Below are 20360 nucleotides of genomic sequence, written 5' to 3'. Positions count from 1 at the left end.
GCTGCCCCTTACGGAATAGATACGCCATGATAATGCTCGCCATGATCTGTGTGTCAGCGGTTGCGAATATAGCGATTCACCGCATTGTTGTGCTCGCGCAGGGTGCGCGAAAAGTGGTGCGTACCATCGCCACGAGAAACGAAGTAGAGCGTTTCACCCGGCAACGGATTCACCGCCGCCTCCAGCGAGGCGCGCCCCGGCATGGCGATGGGCGTGGGCGGAAGGCCATCGATCACGTAAGTATTGTAGGGGGTTGCCTCGCGGATGTCGGCGCGAGTAATGCGCCCCTGATAACGCTCGCCCATGCCATAGATGATGGTCGGGTCGGTTTGCAGCCGCATGCCCTGCTCCATACGACGCTTGAACACCCCGGCGATTTCACGACGCTCTTCCGGCGCACCGGTTTCGCGTTCGATCAACGACGCCATGATCAACGCCTCGTAAGGGGTATCGATGGTCAGGTCGTCATCACGCTGCTCCCAGACCTCTTCCAGGATTCGCTCCATGCGACTCAGCGACTGGCGCAGAATATCCACATCGCTCATGCCCAGGTGGTAGCGGTAAGTATCCGGAAAGAACCAACCCTCAGGAAACGTGCCTTCACGCCCCAATAAGGCCATGACCTCGTCATCGCTCATCTCGGCGGTGCGATTTTCCAGCTTCGGGGCACTGTCCAGCAAAGCGCGCATCTGGCGGAAGGTCCACCCTTCCGGGATGGTCAACGGGTACGTCACCACATTGTTGCTGCCCAGCAGTGCCACCAACTCCATACCGCTCATGCCCGGCACCAGCTGATATTCGCCTACCCGCAGACGCGGCACTTGCTCGGGCTCCAGCCGCGCCAGCAGCTGGAAGGGCCAGCGCGCCTGGATAATGCCTTCCGCTTCCAACTGACGAAGCACCTGATTGAAGCCTGCACCGGCAGGCACCTGGTAAAGCGCTGGCTCATCCAGCGCAATAGGCGCCGCCAGACGATGCTGCCAATAGGCGTAGCCACCGGCCACTGCGGCAACGCCTAGCGCAATGATCAGCCCCACGGCGATAAGAAACCGTTTCACGATGTCACCTCAGTGATTTCAAAGTCGTTGTTGGCTATTCAGGCTGGATAGCCCAATAGCGGATGGGCCACCCGCTGTAACGGGTCGGGGCCTTGCACCTCCGGCCAGGTACGCAAGATGCTGCCCTGCGGGTCATCCAACCGATGTACGGGCCACACGCCTTGCACAGAGTTGCCCACCCAAAGGCGCTCGACGCTGGAGAGCGCGCTCACAGGCAGCTTGCTCTCCCTGACATGTCCCAGCTCCAGTAGCGCAGCCCGCAGCGTTCCTGCGACGCCACAGCCATCGACGAAGGGCGTGAACAACGCCTGACCCGATTGCCAGAACAGGTTCATGCTGGTCGCTTCGATGACGTTATCGCTGTGATCGAGCAGCAGCCCTTCAGCAATGGCACTTGCCCGCCATTCTCGGCGGGCAAGCACGTTTTCGAGGCGGTTCAAGTGCTTGATGCCCGCCAACTGCGGCTGGTGACCCAGCCGCAGTTGGCATAAGCGCACGCGCACCCCCTGCTGCCAGCGCTCGGGGCTGGCAGCAAAGGGCGTTCTACGACTCAGCAGCCTTGGCGCTACTTGATCGGGGAGCGCGTAACCACGCCCCCCGCTGCCCCGGGTCACGATGACCTTGAGCACCTCCAGAGGTGCCTCTACTGGGGTTTTCCACGTATCGGCAAGTGCTGAATCAGCAGGCATCGGGATACCAAGCCGCTGGCACCCCGAGGCCAATCTTGCCTGATGGTATGACCACAGCACGGGCTGCCCTTCACGAAGCAGCACCGTTTCGAACAGACCATCCCCATACGCCAGCCCTCGGTCATCGAACGGCACCCAAGGCATGGTCATGACGCGCTATACCCGCTTGAACAGCAGCGAACCGTTGGTGCCACCAAACCCGAAGGAGTTGGAGAGCGTGATATCGATGCGCATGTCGCGGGCAGTGTGGGGCACGTAGTCGAGGCGACAGCCCTCCTGGGGGTTATCCAGGTTGATGGTGGGCGGTGCCACCTGGTCACGAATTGCCAGGATACTGAACACCGCCTCGACCGCACCGGCCGCGCCCAGCAGGTGGCCAATCATGGACTTGGTCGAACTGACCGCCACGTCTTGAGCAGCGCTCCCCAGCACCTTCTCGACGGCACGACTTTCGGCCAGATCGCCTGCGGCCGTCGAGGTACCATGGGCATTGATATAATCCACGTCGGAGGGGTCGATACCCGCGTCCTTGATGGCGTTGCTCATGGAAAGCGCAGCGCCTCGGCCATCTTCCGGCGGGGCAGTCATATGATAAGCATCATCACTCATGCCAAAGCCCGCCAGCTCCGCATAGATATGCGCCCCGCGTGCCTTGGCGTGCTCATACTCTTCCAGCACCAGAATGCCTGCCCCATCGGACAGCACGAAACCGTCCCGATCCCGATCCCAGGGGCGGCTGGCCGCTTGCGGGTCGTCATTACGAGTGGACAGGGCACGCGCCGCTGAAAAGCCCCCCAGGCCCAAAGGCGTGGTGGCCATTTCCGCGCCACCACACACCATCACGTCGGCATCGCCATAGGCGATGGTACGCGCACTGTAGCCGATATTGTGAGTACCCGACGTACAGGCCGTGGTAATCGCGATATTGGGGCCCTTGAAGCCATGCTGAATGGCCATGTTGCCGGAAATCATGTTGATGATGGATCCCGGAACGAAGAACGGCGACACGCGACGAGCGCCCCCCTTGAGCAGCGCACTGTGGTTCTGCTCGATCATCGGCAGGCCGCCAATGCCCGAACCTACCGCCACACCAATCCGCTCGGCATTCTCTTCGGTGCACTCGATGCCAGAATCCTTAATGGCCTGGGCTCCGGCTGCCATGCCGTACTGAATGAATAGATCCATCTTGCGGGCATCTTTCGGATTCAGATAAGGGCTGATATCAAAGTCCTTGACCGAACCACCAAACCGCGTGTTGAAACCGCTGGTATCGAAATGCTCGATGGCTGCGATTCCACTTTTACCGGCGACGATATTCGCCCACGATTCAGCCACGTTGTTGCCCACTGGGGTCACCAGGCCTAACCCAGTTACCACTACCCTTCTTCGCGCCATCAGCTTTCCTCCAGGCATCCTTGGTGACACGACCCGTCCGGGTCATCTTGCAGCACAAAATTGGTGACTAGTATAACGGAGATTGCACGTTATATTCATTGTGACTGCAAAGCAAAAAAGCCGCCCCATATCAGGACGGCTTTTTTAACATGGGTGGACAGCTTGCCACCCTGGTTCACAGCGTCGACCGAGCCCTTACTGGTGGGCGTTCACGTAGTCGATGGCTTCCTGAACCGTGGTGATCTTCTCGGCTTCTTCGTCAGGAATTTCGGTGTCGAATTCCTCTTCCAACGCCATCACCAGTTCAACGGTGTCCAGAGAGTCAGCACCCAGGTCTTCTGTGAAAGAAGAGCTATTCTGGATATCTTCTTCTTTTACGTTCAGGCGCTCTGCCACAACTTTTTTAACGCGCTCTTCAATAGTACTCATCAACGTACTCCAGTCGTTCACATTAGCCGTTATAGATAACCAGCTATTTGGAAACCGCAAGCCAAAAGCTGCGGGGTAGTTTATAGACGCCCTCAAGCTGACGCAACCGCCAGTCTCAAGGCCATCAACGCATATTCATACCGCCGTTGACATGCAGGGTTTCACCCGTGATGTAACCTGCAGCATCACTGGTCAAGAACCCTACTGCGGCGGCGATCTCTTCCGGCCCACCCAGGCGAGCGAGCGGAATCTGCTTGAGCAGCATCTCGTGCTGCGCCTCCGGCAGCGCTTCGGTCATGTCGGTCGCGATGAAACCCGGTGCCACGGCATTGACCGTGATCGCACGCGAGGCAACTTCACGGGCCAGTGCACGACTGAACCCTTCCATGCCCGCCTTGGCAGCCGCGTAGTTGGCTTGCCCCAGGTTGCCCATGGTCGCCACCACCGAGCTGATCGACACGATACGACCAAAGCGCGCCTTGGTCATGCCGCGCAAACAAGCCTTGCTGACACGATAGACGGACTTGAGGTTGGTATCCATGACGGAATCCCACTCCTCTTCCTTCATGCGCATGAGCAGGTTATCACGAGTGATACCGGCATTGTTGACCAGAATGGTCGGCGCACCGAAACGCTCGGTAATGCTCTTCAACACCTCATCGATGCTGGACTGATCGGTCACGTTCAGACACAGGCCAGCGCCTTCGATACCATTGGCTTTGAGATCGGCATCGATTTTCTCGGCACCCGACTCGCTGGTGGCGGTTCCCACCACGATGCGCCCTTGGCGACCCAGCTCGTGAGCAATGGCTCGCCCGATACCTCGGCTGGCGCCAGTGACCAGCGCCACTCGTTTTTCTTGCGTCATTACGTTTATCCTTTCACCAAACTAGCAAAGGTAGCAGAAAACAACCGCTGGTCACGCACCATCTGCCAACGCTTCGCGAGCCAACTCCAGCGCGGCATCCAGGCTATCCGGGTCATTGACCGCCAACCCCTTGGCACTGCGCACGATCCGCTTGTTCAAGCCGGTCAGCACCTTACCAGGACCACACTCGATAAACACGCTCGCCCCTTGCTCGGTCATCGCTTCGACGCAGGCAGACCAGCGCACCGGCTGATAAAGCTGTTCGATCAGCCGCGTGCGCAGCGTATCGATATCGGCATGCGCCTGGGCATCTACATTCTGAACCACCGTATAGCGAGGTGCACGCAGTTCAATCTTCTGCATGGCCTCGGCCAACTGCTCGGCCGCAGGCTTCATCAGCGCACAGTGCGAAGGCACAGAGACCGGCAGGGACAGAGCACGCTTGGCACCCGCCTCCTGGCAGGCAACGATAGCACGCTCTACGGCTGCCTTGCTGCCCGCGATGACCACCTGGCCAGGCGAATTGTAGTTGACCGCAGCGACCACGTCGCCCTGGGCTGCTTGCGCACAGGCGTCTTCTACCGCCTGATCATCCAGCCCGAGGATGGCCGCCATCCCCCCCTGACCAGCGGGCACCGCCTGCTGCATGGCTTCACCGCGCAGGCGTACCAGCTGCACACCCTCGGCAAACCCCATGACACCGGCACACACCATGGCACTGTACTCGCCCAGGCTGTGGCCAGCCATCATGTTGGGGCGCGGTCCTTCCAACTCCTGCCATACACGCCAGATGGCCACGCTGGAGGTCAGCAGCGCCGGCTGGGTGCACGCGGTCGCGTTCAATGCATCTTCAGGTCCTTCCTGGACTACTTTCCACAAATCGTAGCCCAACGCATCTGACGCTTCCTCAAAGGTCGTTCCCACTACGCTGTAGCGCTCGGCCAGCTCTCGCAGCATTCCAAGCTGCTGAGAGCCCTGCCCGGGAAAAATGAGGGCAAGGGGTTGAGACATGTCGTTCACCTTTGCTCTTGTAGGCATTTGCTCAATTGAGCGATAGGCGTAGCTATTGTCCCCGTTTGACAACGGGTGTCGGCATCTCCTGCTGCCTCCAATAACCCGCAAAGTCGTATATCGTTTATTGTCATACACTCACGGCGGCATCAGCAAAAACGCTTTGCCAATTGGGCAGGCAGGGCCTGCTCCACCTCATGCAGTGCCCGCAAAATGGCATAATAAAAGCCGTCTGCCTGGGCTCCGCCATGACTTTTCACCACGATATGCTTCAACCCAAGCAGGCTGGCTCCGTTATAGCGCACCGGATCCAGCTCTTGCTTGAGGCGCTTGAGTACAGGCTTGGCCAGTAGACTTGCCAGCCGCCCAGTGAGGCGCGATTCAAACGCCATCTGAACACGCTCGACCAGCATACGAGTCAAACCTTCACTTGCCTTGAGCATCACATTGCCGACAAAGCCATCACACACGACCACGTCCAGCTGGCCCTGAAAGACATCCCCCCCCTCAGCATAGCCACAATAGTCGAAACCAGGGTCTGCATGACGACGAATCAAGGCATCTGCCTCGCGCACCGTGGCACTGCCCTTGGTGGCTTCCGAGCCAACGTTCAATAGCGCCACGCGCGGACGTTCGATACCGTCCATGCATTGCGCCATGGCCGCCCCCATGACGGCAAAATCTACCAACCGTTCTGCAGGGGAATCGACATTGGCACCCAGATCAAGCAGATAGCAACGCCCCCCTGATCGTGCAGGAATGGCGGTGCTGATCGCTGGCCTGGAAAACCCCGCCAGCATGCCCAGCTCACGCCTTGCAAGCGCCACCAGCGCTCCGGTATTGCCTGCGCTGACCCCCGCAACGGCGTGCCCAGCCGACACATGGCGCAGCATGGAGGCCATGCTGGTGTGCTGGCCGCGGCGCAACGCCCAGGCGGCGGTAGCGTCGGGCGCAACGCTATCAGGCGCGTCGATGACCGCCAAACGTGACACTGCCGCAGCCAAGGGCTGCGGCAAGCGCGAAAGCTCAGCGACAATGCGCTGATGCGGGCCAAACAGAGCAAGTTCGAGAACAGGATTTTCCACCACTGCCCTCGCAGAACCTTCGACAATGGCACGGGGGCCTTGGTCACCCCCCATGACATCAATCGCCAGGCGCACTGCACTCACGCTGACTGGCCGCGCGAAAGGTCGAGAGAGGCTTAAACCTCAACCACCTTGCGACCACGGTAGAAACCGTCCGGAGAAACGTGGTGACGCAGGTGAGTCGTGCCGGTTTCCTTGTCCTGAGACAGGGTCGGGGCGCTCAGCGCATCGTGGCTACGACGCATACCGCGCTTGGAACGAGTTTTACGGTTCTGTTGAACTGCCATGGGTGTTTACTCCAAGGTATGTAGGGTAAGTGATGCTTACTTTTTGCCTTTCAAAGCGCCACTGCTTTTCAAAGCATTGAGCACCGCGAAAGGGTTTTTGGCAGGAGCGGACTCGTCCGCTGCGCCTTCGGTCTTGCTGACCAGCTGCTCCGCCGAGACATGGCATTCGGTCTCATCGTGATAGACCACCTGCGGCAAGCTGAGGATCAACTCATCCTCGATTACCGTCAGCAAGTCCAGCTGTTCGTTTTCCACCAGCACAGGCTCATGACTGGCAGGCAGCTCGGCAGCCAACGCTTCGTCTGAAATCATTCCCAGAAGGAATTCACTCGACACGTCTTGGCTCAGCGGCACCAGACAACGACGACAAGGCAGCGCCAAAGTCGCTTTCAGGGAACCACGAATTTCGCGACGACCTTGGGCATCGACACCAAACTCAAGAGTGACGTGGCAGTCACCCGTTTGGTCACCGGCTTCTTCAGCCAGACGAGGCAGCTTGTTCAACGCTACCAGGCCTTCGAGTCGTTCGCGGCGGGCTGCAAGCTTATAAGGCTCAACCCGGCTGGGGAGTTGTGAGGTCAACATAGGCGCGCAATGATAGGCACTCGCCCCGCCGGTGTCAAAGCCAGCGGCATATTTCTTGACAGTTTCTGTTCGCAGACAGCCTCTGCAGGCATGCGCCAAGGCTTTTCGCTACACTGTCCGCGATGCGTTTTTTCTTTTCGATCACCCAAATCTTGCCCTTCACAGGAGAGTATCGTGCCCCTCGCCCCCAATGCCACGCTGGTACTGGCCTCCAGCTCACGCTCGCGACAAGCCCTGCTCGACCGATTACAGCTACCCTATCAGTGCCAATCGCCGGATATCGATGAGACACCGCTGCCCCATGAAACACCAGAAGCCCTGGTGCATCGACTATCGCTGAGCAAGGCACACGCCGTCGCCGAATCGTTTCCGGCACACTGCATCATCGGGTCGGATCAAATTGCGCTGTTCGAAGGCGACGTGCTGGGCAAGCCTCATACCGCCGAGCGCGCCTGCGCCAACCTGAAACGCTTCTCAGGCCAGCGCGTCAGCTTCCTGACAGGCCTGGCACTACTGGATACCCGCCAGCAGCGCCACCTGGTGCATATCGAGACGTTCGATGTCGTGTTTCGCCACCTGAGCGATGCCGAAATCGAACGCTATGTCGCCCTGGAGCAACCGCTGGACAGTGCGGGCAGCTTTCGCATGGAAGGACTCGGCATCACGCTGTTCGAGCGCCTGGAAGGACGCGACCCCAATGCGCTCATCGGCCTGCCGTTGATCGCTCTTTGCGACATGCTGCGCCAGGCAGGCCTGGACCCGCTCGGTGCAGCATAGTCACGATCTGGAGGCTTACCACTAGGGGGCCTGGAAGCGCAGCGGCGAGCGGGCGCTTTCCACCCCCAGCACCTCCGCTGCCGCCTGGGTGAAACGACGCGTCAGGCGCTCGAAGGGGTCCAGCCGAGGCGTGTAATTCTCCCACTCGGCTTCTCCGATACGCGCTCGCGCCACTTGCTCGAGACTGGCCAGCTCATCCACCAGCCCCAGCGCCAGCGCCTGCTCACCGCTCCATACCAGCCCGGAAAAAATCTCAGGATTGCCACTCAATCGCTCGCCCCTCCCAGCCCGGACGTCTGCAATGAACTGCTCATGGGTCTGCGCCAGCACCGTTTGCCAGAACTGAACCACCTCCTCATCGAGCGGCTGGAACGGATCAAGAAACGCCTTGTTCTCCCCAGCGGTCATGACACGCCGCTCCACGCCCAGCCGATCGATCGCCTCCTGGAAACCAAAGCCTGCGTAGATGACGCCTATGGAACCCACCAGGCTGGCGGGAGAGGCAATGATCTCATCCGCCGCCGACGCGATATAGTAGGCACCGCTGGCCCCCACGTCTTCGATGACCGCCAGGATGGGTTTGTCTCCCAGGTCACGCAGCCGCATGATTTCCGCATGGATGCGCTGGGATTGCACCGGGCTCCCGCCGGGGCTGTCGATATGCAGCACGACTGCCGCCGCGCTCTCGCTCTCCCAGGCACGATTCAAGCCGCGAATGATGCGTTCGGCATTGGCGGGCGCATCACTGGCAATGACGCCCTGCACCTCGACCAACGCCAGATGCTGCTGCTCCGGCACGCTTGAGGCCGGCTCTGCGACGAACACGCGGTAAAGCGTCGTGGTGATCGACACCAGCACCAGCGTCAATACGACGAAACGGAAAAACAGCTTCCACCGCCGCGCCCGGCGCTGCTCGGTCAAGACGCCACCAATCCAGCGGTCCATCATTTCCAGCTGGGCCAGACGCTGACGTTCGCGCAGCGTTTCGGCATCGTCGCTCGGCTCACCTGCGGCCGATGCTTTCGATTCGGTCGCAGCGACTTGCGGGCCCTGTGTCCATGGATCCTGCGCGCTTCCCGACGACGCTTCGTGGGAGGGAACGCTGCGCTCTCTATCGCGTGACTGGTCGTCGCTCATGCTATCTCCCTCATATCGATACCCCTCATACGACGTCTCTCATACTGTCTGTCTTCCTGACCCAAGCTTGAAAGTGGCCATGTACAAGTGGCTATACAGAGTAGCCATGCAGAACTCAGCCCCTTTGTCACCCAGCGTCAGCCATGCAACCATTCGAACAGCGCGGGAATGTCATCCGCCATCCACACAGGCTGGCACGCCGCCAGCCGCTCGGCAGAGTGCACCCCATAGGTCACACCGACACGATCCATGCCGATGGCACGTGCCATCTCCAGGTCGTATTCGGTATCACCCACCATCACCGCACGCTCTACCGGCGTATTCAGCTCGGCGAGCAGCTCCAGCAGCATCTGCGGATGGGGTTTGGAGCGGGTTTCGTCTGCGGTACGACTGGCATCGAACCACTGGCCGCTATCGGTTTCTCGAAAGACACGATCCAGGCCGCGACGACTCTTGCCCGTGGCCACGGCCAGCCGCTGCCGGGGACGCTGACGCAGCTTGGCCAACTGCTCCTCGACACCGTTGAAAAAAGGCATGGGCGTCGTGTCGCCACTCACAAAGTGATGTGAGTAGCGCTGGCGCAAGCGCTCTGCCTGCTCCGGAGAGATGCCCGGACACAGCGTTGCAATGGCTTCAGGCAGGCCAAGACCAATGATGTTTTCGATGGCGCTGTCTTCCAGGGGCGGCCAGCGTACATCCGCCGCAGCGGCATGCATGCACGACACGATCTTGGGCACCGAATTCATCAGCGTCCCATCCCAGTCGAAGATGATCAGTTCGTAACGCATCAGGCTCCCCCTACTTGCTCGGCTGACGCGCACGCGCCAGCGTCTCTTCCAGCGCTTCAGGCAGCGGCGCCTTGACCGTCACCGGACGACCGTTACCAGGCTCGGGAAAGGTCAATGAGCGCGCATGCAGGAACAAGCGCCCCAAACCCAGCTGCCTGGAGAGTAGTTCGCTTTCACGCGTCGCGTATTTGTCATCGCCCAGCAAAGCGTGCCCCGCGTGAGCAGCGTGCACACGAATCTGATGGGTACGCCCAGTCACCGGCTCGGCCTCGATGAGCGTCACTTTCTCGAAGGTTTCCACAACGGAAAAGTGAGTACGCGACACCTTGCCGTTGGGATCCACCCGTACACGGCGCTCGCCATTTCCAGCATCGAAACGGTCCAGCCGAGCACTTTCATAGGTCTTTCTGGCAGGCCAGCGCCCTGCCACCAACGCCAGGTAGCGCTTGTCCATACCGTGCTTCTTGAGCGCCTCGTTGAGGGTCACCAGCGCCTCACGCGACTTGGCCAACAGCAGGCATCCAGAGGTGTCACGATCCAGACGATGGACCAGCTCGAGAAAGCTCAAGTCGTCACGCACCTGACGCAATGCCTCGATCAGACCGATCTTGACGCCACTCCCACCATGCACCGCCAAGCCAGAAGGCTTGTTCAACACCATCCAGTCCGGCCCTTCCATGATGACACTACCCACCAGCACGTCGCGCAGGTTATCGCTGACCTCCTTGACCGCCTCCTTGGGCGCCAGGCGCAACGGCGGCACGCGAACGAGGTCTCCCCCCTGCAGGCGATAGTCCACTTTCACGCGTTTCTTGTTCACTCGAACTTCACCCTTGCGCACGATACGGTAGATCAGCGCCCGTGGAGCGCCCTTCAATCGAGTCATGAGAAAATTGTCGATTCGTTGACCCGCCTGCTCCGGGGCGATTTCCACCCACTGTACTTCACGCCCTTCGGACATTACCGTGCACTCCTAGTGTCATCCACGCCACATGATGGCCAGTGACCTTGATTGAAAAGCGGCATTCTAGCGTAGACCTTACCCCATTGCGTCAATTGCTGGCGCTTCTCTTTACTGTTATATTCCAAGACGCTCATCGGCCAACGTGACTTGCTGATCTGAAACGCAATAAGCCGCCTTGCATGGCAAATTGTCGTCTAGCGAATTGTCCGTCACGTCAGCCTAGGCACCTGCCCGACCAACATGCAGGTCAGAGCAACGAAGCCTTCGGCAGTGTACGCATTGCCTGCTTCCTACGTAATGAAATGCAGCAACTCTGTCGCTTGACCGCGGCAGAGCGAAAAGAATATCGCCAGCCACGACTGGCAAAAAAACGTTACGCCCCTGCCAGGCAGTTACCTTATTCGTCACAAGGCGCTGTCATGCCGGGGCGCAAAGATCAACGCTGTGCCGACAGCCGGCGTTGACGAATCGATGAATGCCAGGTGTAGGCGGTGTCAGCAGAGCCGGATGGACGTGACAGCCACCGAAACACGTTCTGCCTCCGCCACGTACTCAACGCCCTATTTGGCCGGGTCGGCTACGATGCCTTCCCGGCTTGATGCGTCAGCATAGCCATGCGCCGAGCACAAGCACGCAGCACACAGCGGTTCGTCGACGACTCCTCGTTTGACGGCACGACATGCTACGTGAGACCACATGAAACGGATGCTTATTAATGCGACCCAGCCCGAAGAGCTGCGGGTCGCCCTGGTAGACGGACAGCGCCTTTACGATCTGGATATCGAGTCCGGCGCTCGCGAACAGAAGAAAGCCAACATCTACCGGGGCAAAATCACCCGGGTAGAACCCTCCCTCGAAGCCGCCTTCGTCGACTTTGGCGCCGAGCGCCACGGCTTTCTGCCGCTGAAAGAGATCTCTCGCGAATACTTCATCAAGGATGTTTCGGGCCGCCCCAACATCAAGGAAGTATTGAAAGAAGGCCAGGAAGTCATCGTCCAGGTAGACAAGGAAGAGCGTGGCAACAAGGGCGCTGCCCTGACCACCTTCATCAGCCTGGCCGGACGCTTTTTGGTACTGATGCCCAACAACCCTCGTGCCGGTGGCATATCGCGGCGTATCGAAGGCGATGACCGCAGCCAGCTCAAGGATGCCATGGGCCAGCTGACGGTACCCGACAAGATGGGCCTGATCGTGCGTACCGCCGGCATTGGCCGCAGCTCCGAGGAGCTGCAGTGGGACCTGGACTACCTGGTACAGGTGTGGGAATCGATCACCACCGAGTCCGCCAAGCGCCCTGCGCCTTTTTTGATCTACCGCGAATCCAACGTCATCATCCGCGCCATGCGCGACTACCTGCGCCAGGACATTGGCGAGGTGCTGATCGACAGTCCCGATATCCACGCCGAGGCGCTGGCGTTCATCCGCCAGGTGATGCCTTCCTACCAGCAAAAGATCAAGCTGTATGCCGATGAAGTGCCGCTGTTCTCGCGCTTCCAGATCGAATCTCAAATCGAAACGGCCTACCAGCGGGAAGTGAAGCTGCCCTCCGGCGGCTCCATCGTCATCGATCACACCGAAGCGCTGGTCTCCATCGACATCAACTCGGCCCGCGCCACCCGCGGCAGCGATATCGAAGAGACCGCCCTGCAGACCAACACCGAAGCCGCCGACGAGATTGCTCGCCAGCTCCGCCTGCGCGACATCGGTGGGCTAGTGGTCATCGATTTCATCGACATGGGCCCTGCCCGCAACCAGCGTGAAGTCGAAAACCGCATGCGTGATGCGCTCAAGCTGGATCGCGCCCGTGTACAGATCGGCCGCATTTCGCGCTTCGGCCTGATGGAAATGTCGCGCCAGCGCCTGCGTCCCTCGCTGGGCGAAACCAGCGGCGTGGTCTGCCCGCGCTGCAACGGCCAGGGCACCATCCGCGATGTGCGCTCGCTGTCGCTCTCCATCATGCGCCTGATCGAAGAAGAGGCCATGAAAGAGCGCAGTGCCCAGATCCGCGCCATCCTGCCCGTGCCGGTCGCCACTTATCTGCTCAACGAAAAGCGCAGCGTGCTGGCGGATATCGAGTCACGCCAGGGCGTACGCGTGGTCATTCTGCCCAGCCCGGACATGGACACCCCGCACTACGACGTTCAGCGCCTGCGCGATGACCACCTGGACGAAGACGACAGCCACACCCTGTCGAGCTTCGAGCTTTCCACGGACACCGAGATTGGCAAAGAGCCGCCTCCCAGCTTCGCGGCTCCGGCTCAGCGGGCAGAAGCCGCGGTCAAGAGCATCGCTCACAACGCCCCGGCCCCCGAGTCACTGCAAACCGAAGAAGCGCCCGCCAAACCAGCCGCAGCCGTGGCGCCCGCAGAACAGCCCAGCGTACTTGGCCGCTTCATTCGCGGTTTTGCCAAGCTGCTGGGTGGCGATGAGACCAGCACGACGGCCTCTCAGGAAGCCAGCTCGACGAACCGCAAGCCCGAGCAGCCGGCAGCCCCAAGCCGCCCGCCGCGCAATGAGCGTCGCCAGAAGCCTGCGCAAGAGCGCCAGTCTCAGGAGCGCCAGCCCCAGGAGCGTTCAGCACCCGAGCGTCAGGAAAACAGCGCCTCACGCGACCAGCGCAACGAGACCGCCAAGGCACCTGCTGCCCGAAACGACGATGCAAACGACAAGCGCAGCGGCCCTAGCCGCACGCGCAACCGTCGCCGTCATCCGCAGCAGGAAGATGGCCGGGCTCAGGAAAGCACGCCCCGCAACCCGCGTCAGAAAGAGACTGCCAAGGAGTCGTCGCAGAACGATGCTGCCAGCAGCGCACCGCAGCCGGAACAGCGTCGCGAGAAACCCCGCGACAACAAACCCAAGCACGACGATAGCCGCTCGGAGGCCGTTCAGCAGGACGAGCCGCAAAAGGATGACGGCAAACCGAAGCGCACGCGCAACAACCCGCGCCAGCGTTCACGCAAGCAGGCACTGAGCCCACAGGCCGAAGCCGAGCAGTTGAAGCTCCAGGCAGAAGCCCAGCAGGCACCCGAGGAAGCCTCTGCCCCAGCGGCAGACGCTGAAACGCCTGCAAAGAAAGCCGCGTCAGCGCCAGAAACGGCGACTCAAGCAACCGCTGCCCAAGAGACAGCCACGCAAGAGCCCGCGGCTCAATCGCCAAACGAAGCGGCAGAAGCGCACACTGACACACGTCAGGAGGCCACCGAAGAGGCCGCGGCAGAGGACACCACGGCCACCGCTCGCGCCAGCAGTGCGGACAAAGCACGCAAGTCAACGCGCCAGCGCCGTCAACCGGCCATTCGCGACGAAGCGGCCAAGGAAGCCAACGCGTCTGGAGACGACAACGGTACCCCCGCCGCATCCGCCATGGAGCCTCAGACACCGGCGGCCACCCATGAGCAGCCCGCTGCGGCCACAGAAGAGCCGACAGCGCCACGTGAGGAACAGCCAACCTCGGCGGCTGATCAAGAGCCCTCAGCGGCGGTTGAAGAGAAGTCCTCAGCGGTTATTGAAGAAAAGCCTTCAACGACCGTGGCAGAAGCACCTTCTGCCGATGAGAGCCAATCTTCCGCCACTACTGAAGAGCCCTCAGCAGTGGTTGAGAAAGAGCCCTCAGCGGCGGTAGAGAAAGAGCCCTCAGCAGCGGTAGAGAAAGAGCCCTCAGCAGCGCTAGAGAAAGAGCCTTCTGCGGTGGTTGAAGAAAAATCTTCTGCAGTAGTTGAAGAAAAAGTCTCAGCAGCCGTTGAGGAAGAGCCTTCAAAAGCGTCTTCCGCAGTAGCAGCAGAAGACACCTCAGCAGCCACTGAAGCGCAATCTTCCGTCACCACTGAGGAAAAGCCCGCCACGGCCGAGGAGCAAGCGCCCACGGAAGCGACTCAGGCAGCGGCCGACGCCAACGCCAGTGGCGAGCCTGCCGCTGACGAAGAGGCCTCCAAGCCGCGTCGCCGCCGCCGCCGGGCTCATAACGACCCGCGCGAACAGCGCAAGCAGCAGGCCCAGCAAAACTCACCCGAGTAATGCTGACAGCCATAAAAAACCCCGCCTCGGCGGGGTTTTTTTATGCGCTAGCGTCAAGAGATCACTCGTGGCTCCGCTTCCAGCCTGACGCCAAAACGTTCGGCGACCGCATCTGCAACGACATCCGCAAACGCCAGCAGCTCTGCACGGTTACCGCCACCAAAGTGCACCAGCACCAGCGCCTGATGCTGGTGCACGCCAAACGCCCCCTGGCGGTGCCCTTTCAGGCCACACTGGTCGATCAGCCATCCGGCCGCCAGTTTCACCTGCCCATCGGGCTGGGGAAAATGCGGCATACCAGGATAGTCGTTCAACAGCCGCTGGGCATGGTCACCGCTCACGATCGGGTTCTTGAAGAAGCTGCCGGCATTGGCCAGCACGGCGGGGTCCGGCAGTTTCTGCTGGCGAATGGCGCAGACGGCACGCGCCACCTCCAGCGGGTCAGGCGCGGCAGACACACGTGCGGCCAGGTCGCCATACCCCAATTGCGGATTGGGCGTTTCCGAGAGCCGCAAGACGAGCTGCGTAATGACCACCTTGCCTGCCAACTCACGTTTGAAGAGACTGTCTCGATAACCAAACTGACACGCCTCGGCATCCAGCCAGCGCACTTCCCCCGTGGCCAGCTCGACCACCTGCACCGCCGTCAGCACGTCGGCCAGTTCGACACCATAGGCACCTATGTTCTGCACCGGAGCGGCCCCACAGTCACCGGGGATCAGCGCCAGATTCTCACAGCCCCACAGACCACGCGCTGCCAGCGCCATCACCAGGGCGTGCCAATTCACCCCCGCCCCTACGTAGGCCAGCACCTCCCGGCCACGCCGCTCCAACCACCACTGCCGGAGCGAAGGACGAATGACCACTCCTGACAACTGGCTCGGCAACAGGACGTTACTGCCCCCCCCGAGCAGCGTCATCGGCCTCCGCTGCTGCCATGCCTGATGCAACACGTCCTGCAACGCCGCCAGCGTGGTCGGCGCCGCGTACTGTTCGGCCACACAGGGCAAGCGCAGCGTATTGGCCTGGGTCAGATCCCAGGATGCCATCAGAACCTCAGGGCGGGAGACAGCGCTAGCGTTCACGCTGCAGCTCATCGAGCAGACCCTGCGATGCACGCTCGATCAAGTCCAGCACTTGCTCGAACCCGTCATCGCCACCGTAATAGGGGTCAGGCACATCGCTCTGCGGCAGCCCGGCGTAATCGAGCAGCAGCCCTACTTGGGCCTGGCTATTGGCCGGTTGCAGAGCACGCATGGCGGCGAGGTTTTCGCGATCCATGCCCAGCACGTAGTCGAACTCGTGGAAGTCACTGGCTTTCAATTGGCGAGCGCGAAGATGGCCAATCTCGATACCTCGTTGTCGCGCCGCCGCCTGGGAGCGGGGGTCCGGGGCTTTCCCCACGTGCCAGTCACCTACTCCGCAGGAGTCGATGGTGACGCGGTCATCCAGCCCTGCTCGCACCACGGCCTGCTGAAAAACGCCTTCTGCCGTGGGCGAGCGGCAAATATTGCCTAAACAGACGAACAGCACGCGCTTCATGCACGATCCTCCGATGACGTCAACAAGGCGCGCACCCGTGCCAGGTCCTCCGGGGTATCGACCCCCGCCGGGTTCGCCGCCGCGGCCAGCGCCACCTGAATGGCATGACCGTGCTGCAATACACGCAGCTGTTCGAGCTGTTCCAACTGCTCCAGGCTGGACGCCGTCAGATCACGGTAGGTGGCCAGAAAGCTGGCACGGTAAGCGTAGATGCCAATATGGCGCAGCCAGGCATCGGTGGTGAGCAAATCGGGCTGAGTCTTGAACTGCTCTCTGTCCCAGGGGATCGGCGCTCGGGAAAAATAGAGCGCGCGCCCCTGCAGTGAACGCACCACCTTGACCACATTGGGGTTGAATAGCGTATCCACATCGCCGATGGGCTCGGCCAAAGTGGCCATGGCCGCCTCAGGGTCATCTGCCAGCCGCTGGGCTACCTGGTCGATCAACACGGGAGGAATCAATGGCTCATCACCCTGCACGTTGACGACCAGCGTGTCACCCGCCAGTGAGAGCTGTTCGGCCACTTCGGCCAGCCGGTCCGTGCCGGAGGGATGGTCGGCCCGGGTCATGACCACTTCCGCGCCGTAGGCCTGCATGGCGTCACGGATACGCTCGTCGTCAGTGGCCACGATGACTCGCTGCGCCTGGCTCTCGCAGGCACGACGCCATACGTGGGCCACCATGGGCTCACCGGCGATATCCAGAAGCGGCTTGCCAGGCAGCCGTGAAGAGCCGAACCGCGCCGGGACGACCGCGATGAATTGCGCCGCAGAGCCCATCACACCTCCCCAGTACGGCCAGCTGAAGTGGCCAGCTTCTCATCGGCGTCCATCTGCCGCGCTTCTTCAGGCAGCATCACCGGAATCCCGTCTCGGATGGGATAGGCCAGACCATCATAGTGGCAGCACAGCTCCTGTGCGTCGCGCTGATACTTCAGCTTGCCGTTGCAGAGCGGGCAAACCAGCATTGCCAACAGTTCCTTATCCATCGGTGCTTCCCCTTTGTGTCAGTTCTGCCAGCCTGGAAGCCAGCCAATCTTCAAACTCTTCTGGAAGCCGTGCTTCCACCTCCAGCACCCAGCTGTCCGCCGGGGCCAGCTCACGGCATTTGACCGCATCCTTGGCCGTCATGACCACCGGCCCGAAGGCCATGGGCTTGAAGGTTCGCTCATCGAAAGCGTGATGATCCGCCAAGGGGTGCTGTTCCCCATGGACCCCCAGCGTTTCGAGGGTCTTGAAAAAGCGCTGCGGGTTGCCGATCCCCGCCAGCGCATGTGCTGGCAGCGTAAAGGGCAAGGGAGCCAGCGGGTAGTGCTGGCCACTGGCCAGCTTGCGCCAGCCCTGGGGTACCAGTTGCATGGCCACCGAAGGCACCGGCAAGGGAGCCGTCAGCGTGCCATTGACGATCACCGCATCCACTTGTTGCAAGCGAGCAACGCCTTCGCGCAGCGGTCCTGCAGGCAGGCAGCGCTGGTTGCCCAGCCCACGGCTGCCATCGACCACCACCAGTTCAATATCGCGCCCCAGTGCCAGGTGTTGCAAGCCGTCATCGCTGATCACGATATCGCAGCCCATCTCGACCAGCGCTCGGGCGCCCCGAGCCCGCTGCGGGTCTGCGATGACGGGCAGCCCGGTCTGCTGAACCAGCATGAGCGGTTCGTCACCGCTATGCGCGGGGTCCGTGGTGGGCGTGACATGAAGCGGATAATGGGGTGCGGTGCCACCATACCCCCGGGTCACGATGCCTGGCGAGTAGCCCTGCGCGACCAGCCAGCGCCCCAACCAGGCCACCAGCGGTGACTTGCCGGTGCCGCCCAGGGTGATATTGCCCACCACGATCACCGGCACCTCCGCCCGCCAGACGGGCTTGTGCCCCCGTCGGTAATCGCGCGCTCGACGACACATGAGATAACGGTATAAATTACCTAGCGGAAACAGCGGCGCCAGCCACGGGCTTCCCCCGTAGGCGGCGTCGAGCCAGCGCTTCGCAAGGCTCACTCGTGCTCCTGAAACTGAAGCTGGTGCAGGGCCGCATAAGCACCTGACTTTTCCAGCAGCGCCTGATGGGTGCCCTGTTCCACGATCCGCCCCTGGTCCATGACCAGAATGCGGTCGGCACGCTCGATGGTCGACAGGCGGTGGGCGATCACCAGCGTGGTGCGCCCCTCACAGACCCGCTCCAGAGCTTTCTGGATATAGCGTTCGGATTCGGTATCCAGCGCCGACGTGGCCTCGTCCAGAATCAGAATCGGCGCATCCTTGAAGATGGCTCGGGCAATCGCCAACCGCTGGCGCTGCCCGCCCGAGAGCATGACCCCATTTTCGCCTACCACGGTGAGATAGCCTTCCGGCAGTTTCTCGATGAACTCACTGGCGTAGGCGGCTTCTGCGGCAGCCTTCACGGCGGCCATGTCCGGATTTTCCACGCCATACGCGATATTGTCGGCGATGGTGGCATTGAACAGGGTGACCTGCTGGGAAACCAGCGCTATCTGCTGCCGCAGCGGCCCCAGCGCGTAGCGGTCGGCATCGATGCCATCGATCAGGATCTGGCCTTCGGTGGGTCGATAGAAGCGTGGCAGCAGGCTCACCAGGGTAGACTTGCCGCTTCCCGAGCGCCCTACGATAGCGACCAATTCGCCGGGAGCGACACGCAGCTGAATATCGTGCAGCACGTTGGGCTGGTCGTCGGCGTAGCGGAAGCTGACATGGTCGATGACCACCTCGCCAGTCAAACGGCTCGGCACCACGTCGCCCTCATCGCGCTCTGGGGTCAGATCCATGAGACCGAACAGCTCGGCAGCAGCAGCAATGCCCTTCTGAATCTCACTGTTCACTTCAGTGAGCTGACGTACCGGCTTGATCATCAGCGCAGCGGCAGTAATGAAGGCAACGAATTCACCGGGCGTCATGTTGGCCATCAGACGAGGGGCCATGGCCAGCCATACCAGCAGGGCCATGGAAATGGCCACCAGCATCAGAATCACCGGCGAGCTGACCGCTCGGGTCATGGCTTCTTTCATGCTTTGCCGACGATTCTCTTCGCTGACACGTTCGAAGCGCTGCTTTTCATAGGCTTCGGCACCATGGGTGCGCACCACGCGATACCCCGAGAGGGCTTCCGAAGCCACGTGCGTCACATCGCCCATGGAGTGCTGGATGCGCTTGGAGATGCGCCGAAAGCGCTTGCTGACGTAACTCACCACACCGGCAATCAACGGCGTCACGCCCATGAACAGCAGAGTGAGCATCCAGTTGGTCCAGAACAGGTAGCCAATCAGGCCCACCACGAAGAGTCCTTCACGGAGAATGATGGTCACCGCGTTGGTCGCTGCCCCGGCAACCTGCTCGACATGGTAGGTCACCCGGGACACCAGATGCCCGCTGGAGTGGTGATCGAAGAAGCGCCCCGGCAAATGCAGCATGTGATCGAATACGTTACAGCGCAGCGTATGAATCACATAGCGCCCTACGTAGGCCATGAAGTAAGTACTGAGGAAAGTGCCCAACCCTCGGGCTGCGAACATCAGCACGACGAACAAGGGCAGGAAAAGCCGAAACGCGGCATCGGGATTCTGAATGCCATCGATGAGGCGCTTCATCATCTCGGCCAGCGCAGTGCTGGACGCGGCGTAAATCAGAAACCCGACCACGGCCAGCGAAAAAGCGCGCCAGTGTGGCTTCACATAACTCAACAAGCGTTTATAGAGTACCCAACCTGAATCAGTCACA

At 61.0% G+C, this 20360-nt stretch carries 20 protein-coding genes; 2 read left to right on the top strand and 18 right to left on the bottom strand.

All coding sequences use genetic code 11. The features are described from left to right. Positions 1 to 53: 53 nt before the first annotated feature. The 9 genes from mltG to FEU76_RS13275 all read right to left on the bottom strand — a co-directional run bounded on the left by mltG (position 54) and on the right by FEU76_RS13275 (position 7407). Positions 54 to 1061 (bottom strand): endolytic transglycosylase MltG, encoded by a 1008-nt coding sequence (gene mltG, locus FEU76_RS13315; RefSeq protein ID WP_039177276.1) that lies wholly within the window; start codon positions 1059 to 1061, stop codon positions 54 to 56. A gap of 35 nt (positions 1062 to 1096) precedes the next feature. Then, positions 1097 to 1897, bottom strand: a complete 801-nt coding sequence (gene pabC / locus FEU76_RS13310; RefSeq protein WP_144983591.1) for an aminodeoxychorismate lyase — start codon at positions 1895 to 1897, stop codon at positions 1097 to 1099. Positions 1898 to 1903: 6 nt separating this feature from the next. Next, complete coding sequence (fabF, locus tag FEU76_RS13305) at positions 1904 to 3142, bottom strand: beta-ketoacyl-ACP synthase II (RefSeq protein ID WP_039177283.1); 1239 nt, start codon at positions 3140 to 3142, stop codon at positions 1904 to 1906. A gap of 195 nt (positions 3143 to 3337) precedes the next feature. Further along, complete coding sequence (gene acpP, locus FEU76_RS13300) at positions 3338 to 3571, bottom strand: acyl carrier protein (RefSeq protein ID WP_008956801.1); 234 nt, start codon at positions 3569 to 3571, stop codon at positions 3338 to 3340. A 124-nt stretch (positions 3572 to 3695) separates the two neighbouring features. Then, a complete protein-coding gene (gene fabG, locus FEU76_RS13295) occupies positions 3696 to 4439 on the bottom strand; it encodes a 3-oxoacyl-ACP reductase FabG (RefSeq protein ID WP_039177293.1) in 744 nt (247 codons plus the stop codon). Positions 4440 to 4490: 51 nt separating this feature from the next. Next, positions 4491 to 5450: an ACP S-malonyltransferase gene (fabD, locus tag FEU76_RS13290; RefSeq protein WP_081137096.1), complete on the bottom strand. Its 960-nt coding sequence runs from the start codon at positions 5448 to 5450 to the stop codon at positions 4491 to 4493. A gap of 149 nt (positions 5451 to 5599) precedes the next feature. Beyond that, complete coding sequence (plsX, locus tag FEU76_RS13285; RefSeq protein WP_096923153.1) at positions 5600 to 6610, bottom strand: phosphate acyltransferase PlsX; 1011 nt, start codon at positions 6608 to 6610, stop codon at positions 5600 to 5602. Positions 6611 to 6651: 41 nt separating this feature from the next. Continuing rightward, complete coding sequence (rpmF, locus tag FEU76_RS13280) at positions 6652 to 6822, bottom strand: 50S ribosomal protein L32 (RefSeq protein WP_009099300.1); 171 nt, start codon at positions 6820 to 6822, stop codon at positions 6652 to 6654. A gap of 36 nt (positions 6823 to 6858) precedes the next feature. Next, the gene (locus FEU76_RS13275) at positions 6859 to 7407 is read right to left on the bottom strand and encodes a YceD family protein (RefSeq protein WP_039177300.1); all 549 of its coding nucleotides are present in this window, start codon (positions 7405 to 7407) and stop codon (positions 6859 to 6861) included. Between the two features lie 174 nt (positions 7408 to 7581). Between FEU76_RS13275 and FEU76_RS13270 the strand changes: the two genes are divergently transcribed. Then, on the top strand, positions 7582 to 8184 hold the full coding sequence (locus FEU76_RS13270) for a Maf family protein (RefSeq protein ID WP_240525210.1): 603 nt from the start codon (positions 7582 to 7584) through the stop codon (positions 8182 to 8184). Positions 8185 to 8205: 21 nt separating this feature from the next. Here the strand turns inward: FEU76_RS13270 and sppA are convergent, their stop codons facing one another. From sppA to FEU76_RS13255, 3 genes are all read right to left on the bottom strand, one after another. Next, positions 8206 to 9321 (bottom strand): signal peptide peptidase SppA, encoded by a 1116-nt coding sequence (gene sppA / locus FEU76_RS13265; protein WP_144983584.1) that lies wholly within the window; start codon positions 9319 to 9321, stop codon positions 8206 to 8208. A 137-nt stretch (positions 9322 to 9458) separates the two neighbouring features. Continuing rightward, positions 9459 to 10109 carry an HAD family hydrolase gene (locus tag FEU76_RS13260; protein WP_039177308.1) on the bottom strand — a complete coding sequence of 217 codons (651 nt, stop codon included), beginning with the start codon at positions 10107 to 10109 and terminating at the stop codon, positions 9459 to 9461. A gap of 10 nt (positions 10110 to 10119) precedes the next feature. Next, positions 10120 to 11070, bottom strand: coding sequence for an RluA family pseudouridine synthase (locus tag FEU76_RS13255; RefSeq protein ID WP_039177310.1), 951 nt, complete (start codon positions 11068 to 11070; stop codon positions 10120 to 10122). A 699-nt stretch (positions 11071 to 11769) separates the two neighbouring features. Here FEU76_RS13255 and rne point away from each other — a divergent pair. Continuing rightward, the gene (gene rne / locus FEU76_RS13250) at positions 11770 to 15087 is read left to right on the top strand and encodes a ribonuclease E (RefSeq protein WP_186299147.1); all 3318 of its coding nucleotides are present in this window, start codon (positions 11770 to 11772) and stop codon (positions 15085 to 15087) included. Positions 15088 to 15140: 53 nt separating this feature from the next. Here the strand turns inward: rne and murB are convergent, their stop codons facing one another. From murB to msbA, 6 genes are read right to left on the bottom strand one after another with little or no spacing between them, the layout of a single operon-like run. After that, on the bottom strand, positions 15141 to 16136 hold the full coding sequence (gene murB, locus FEU76_RS13245; protein WP_144983581.1) for a UDP-N-acetylmuramate dehydrogenase: 996 nt from the start codon (positions 16134 to 16136) through the stop codon (positions 15141 to 15143). Positions 16137 to 16161: 25 nt separating this feature from the next. Beyond that, positions 16162 to 16629 carry a low molecular weight protein-tyrosine-phosphatase gene (locus FEU76_RS13240; RefSeq protein ID WP_081194104.1) on the bottom strand — a complete coding sequence of 156 codons (468 nt, stop codon included), beginning with the start codon at positions 16627 to 16629 and terminating at the stop codon, positions 16162 to 16164. Next, positions 16626 to 17408, bottom strand: a complete 783-nt coding sequence (gene kdsB / locus FEU76_RS13235) for a 3-deoxy-manno-octulosonate cytidylyltransferase (RefSeq protein WP_096923157.1) — start codon at positions 17406 to 17408, stop codon at positions 16626 to 16628. Before kdsB ends, FEU76_RS13240 begins: the two co-directional genes overlap by 4 nt. Next, on the bottom strand, positions 17408 to 17617 hold the full coding sequence (locus tag FEU76_RS13230; RefSeq protein ID WP_144983578.1) for a Trm112 family protein: 210 nt from the start codon (positions 17615 to 17617) through the stop codon (positions 17408 to 17410). The genes kdsB and FEU76_RS13230 overlap by 1 nt, the downstream gene beginning before the upstream one ends. Beyond that, positions 17610 to 18626, bottom strand: coding sequence for a tetraacyldisaccharide 4'-kinase (gene lpxK, locus FEU76_RS13225; protein ID WP_039177325.1), 1017 nt, complete (start codon positions 18624 to 18626; stop codon positions 17610 to 17612). The genes FEU76_RS13230 and lpxK overlap by 8 nt, the downstream gene beginning before the upstream one ends. Beyond that, positions 18623 to 20359: a lipid A export permease/ATP-binding protein MsbA gene (msbA, locus tag FEU76_RS13220; RefSeq protein ID WP_039177328.1), complete on the bottom strand. Its 1737-nt coding sequence runs from the start codon at positions 20357 to 20359 to the stop codon at positions 18623 to 18625. Before msbA ends, lpxK begins: the two co-directional genes overlap by 4 nt. Position 20360: the final 1 nt, after the last annotated feature.

Origin of the sequence: Halomonas sp. C22 (assembly GCF_007655045.1) — a bacterium.
GTDB classification, from domain to species: domain Bacteria; phylum Pseudomonadota; class Gammaproteobacteria; order Pseudomonadales; family Halomonadaceae; genus Vreelandella; species Vreelandella hamiltonii.
Note: the sequence above shows the minus strand (reverse complement) of the source record. Positions and strands in the feature narration are given on the sequence as shown.

What these genes read in the sequence shown, in the direction of transcription:
- pabC (WP_144983591.1), bottom strand. Translation starts at nt 1,897, where the DNA reads ATGACCATGCCTTGGGTGCCGTTCGATGACCGAGGGCTGGCGTATGGG.
- fabF (WP_039177283.1), bottom strand. Translation starts at nt 3,142, where the DNA reads ATGGCGCGAAGAAGGGTAGTGGTAACTGGGTTAGGCCTGGTGACCCCA.
- acpP (WP_008956801.1), bottom strand. Translation starts at nt 3,571, where the DNA reads ATGAGTACTATTGAAGAGCGCGTTAAAAAAGTTGTGGCAGAGCGCCTG.
- fabG (WP_039177293.1), bottom strand. Translation starts at nt 4,439, where the DNA reads ATGACGCAAGAAAAACGAGTGGCGCTGGTCACTGGCGCCAGCCGAGGT.
- fabD (WP_081137096.1), bottom strand. Translation starts at nt 5,450, where the DNA reads ATGTCTCAACCCCTTGCCCTCATTTTTCCCGGGCAGGGCTCTCAGCAG.
- rpmF (WP_009099300.1), bottom strand. Translation starts at nt 6,822, where the DNA reads ATGGCAGTTCAACAGAACCGTAAAACTCGTTCCAAGCGCGGTATGCGT.
- FEU76_RS13275 (WP_039177300.1), bottom strand. Translation starts at nt 7,407, where the DNA reads ATGTTGACCTCACAACTCCCCAGCCGGGTTGAGCCTTATAAGCTTGCA.
- sppA (WP_144983584.1), bottom strand. Translation starts at nt 9,321, where the DNA reads ATGAGCGACGACCAGTCACGCGATAGAGAGCGCAGCGTTCCCTCCCAC.
- FEU76_RS13260 (WP_039177308.1), bottom strand. Translation starts at nt 10,109, where the DNA reads ATGCGTTACGAACTGATCATCTTCGACTGGGATGGGACGCTGATGAAT.
- FEU76_RS13255 (WP_039177310.1), bottom strand. Translation starts at nt 11,070, where the DNA reads ATGTCCGAAGGGCGTGAAGTACAGTGGGTGGAAATCGCCCCGGAGCAG.
- rne (WP_186299147.1), top strand. Translation starts at nt 11,770, where the DNA reads ATGAAACGGATGCTTATTAATGCGACCCAGCCCGAAGAGCTGCGGGTC.
- murB (WP_144983581.1), bottom strand. Translation starts at nt 16,136, where the DNA reads ATGGCATCCTGGGATCTGACCCAGGCCAATACGCTGCGCTTGCCCTGT.
- FEU76_RS13240 (WP_081194104.1), bottom strand. Translation starts at nt 16,629, where the DNA reads ATGAAGCGCGTGCTGTTCGTCTGTTTAGGCAATATTTGCCGCTCGCCC.
- kdsB (WP_096923157.1), bottom strand. Translation starts at nt 17,408, where the DNA reads ATGGGCTCTGCGGCGCAATTCATCGCGGTCGTCCCGGCGCGGTTCGGC.
- FEU76_RS13230 (WP_144983578.1), bottom strand. Translation starts at nt 17,617, where the DNA reads ATGGATAAGGAACTGTTGGCAATGCTGGTTTGCCCGCTCTGCAACGGC.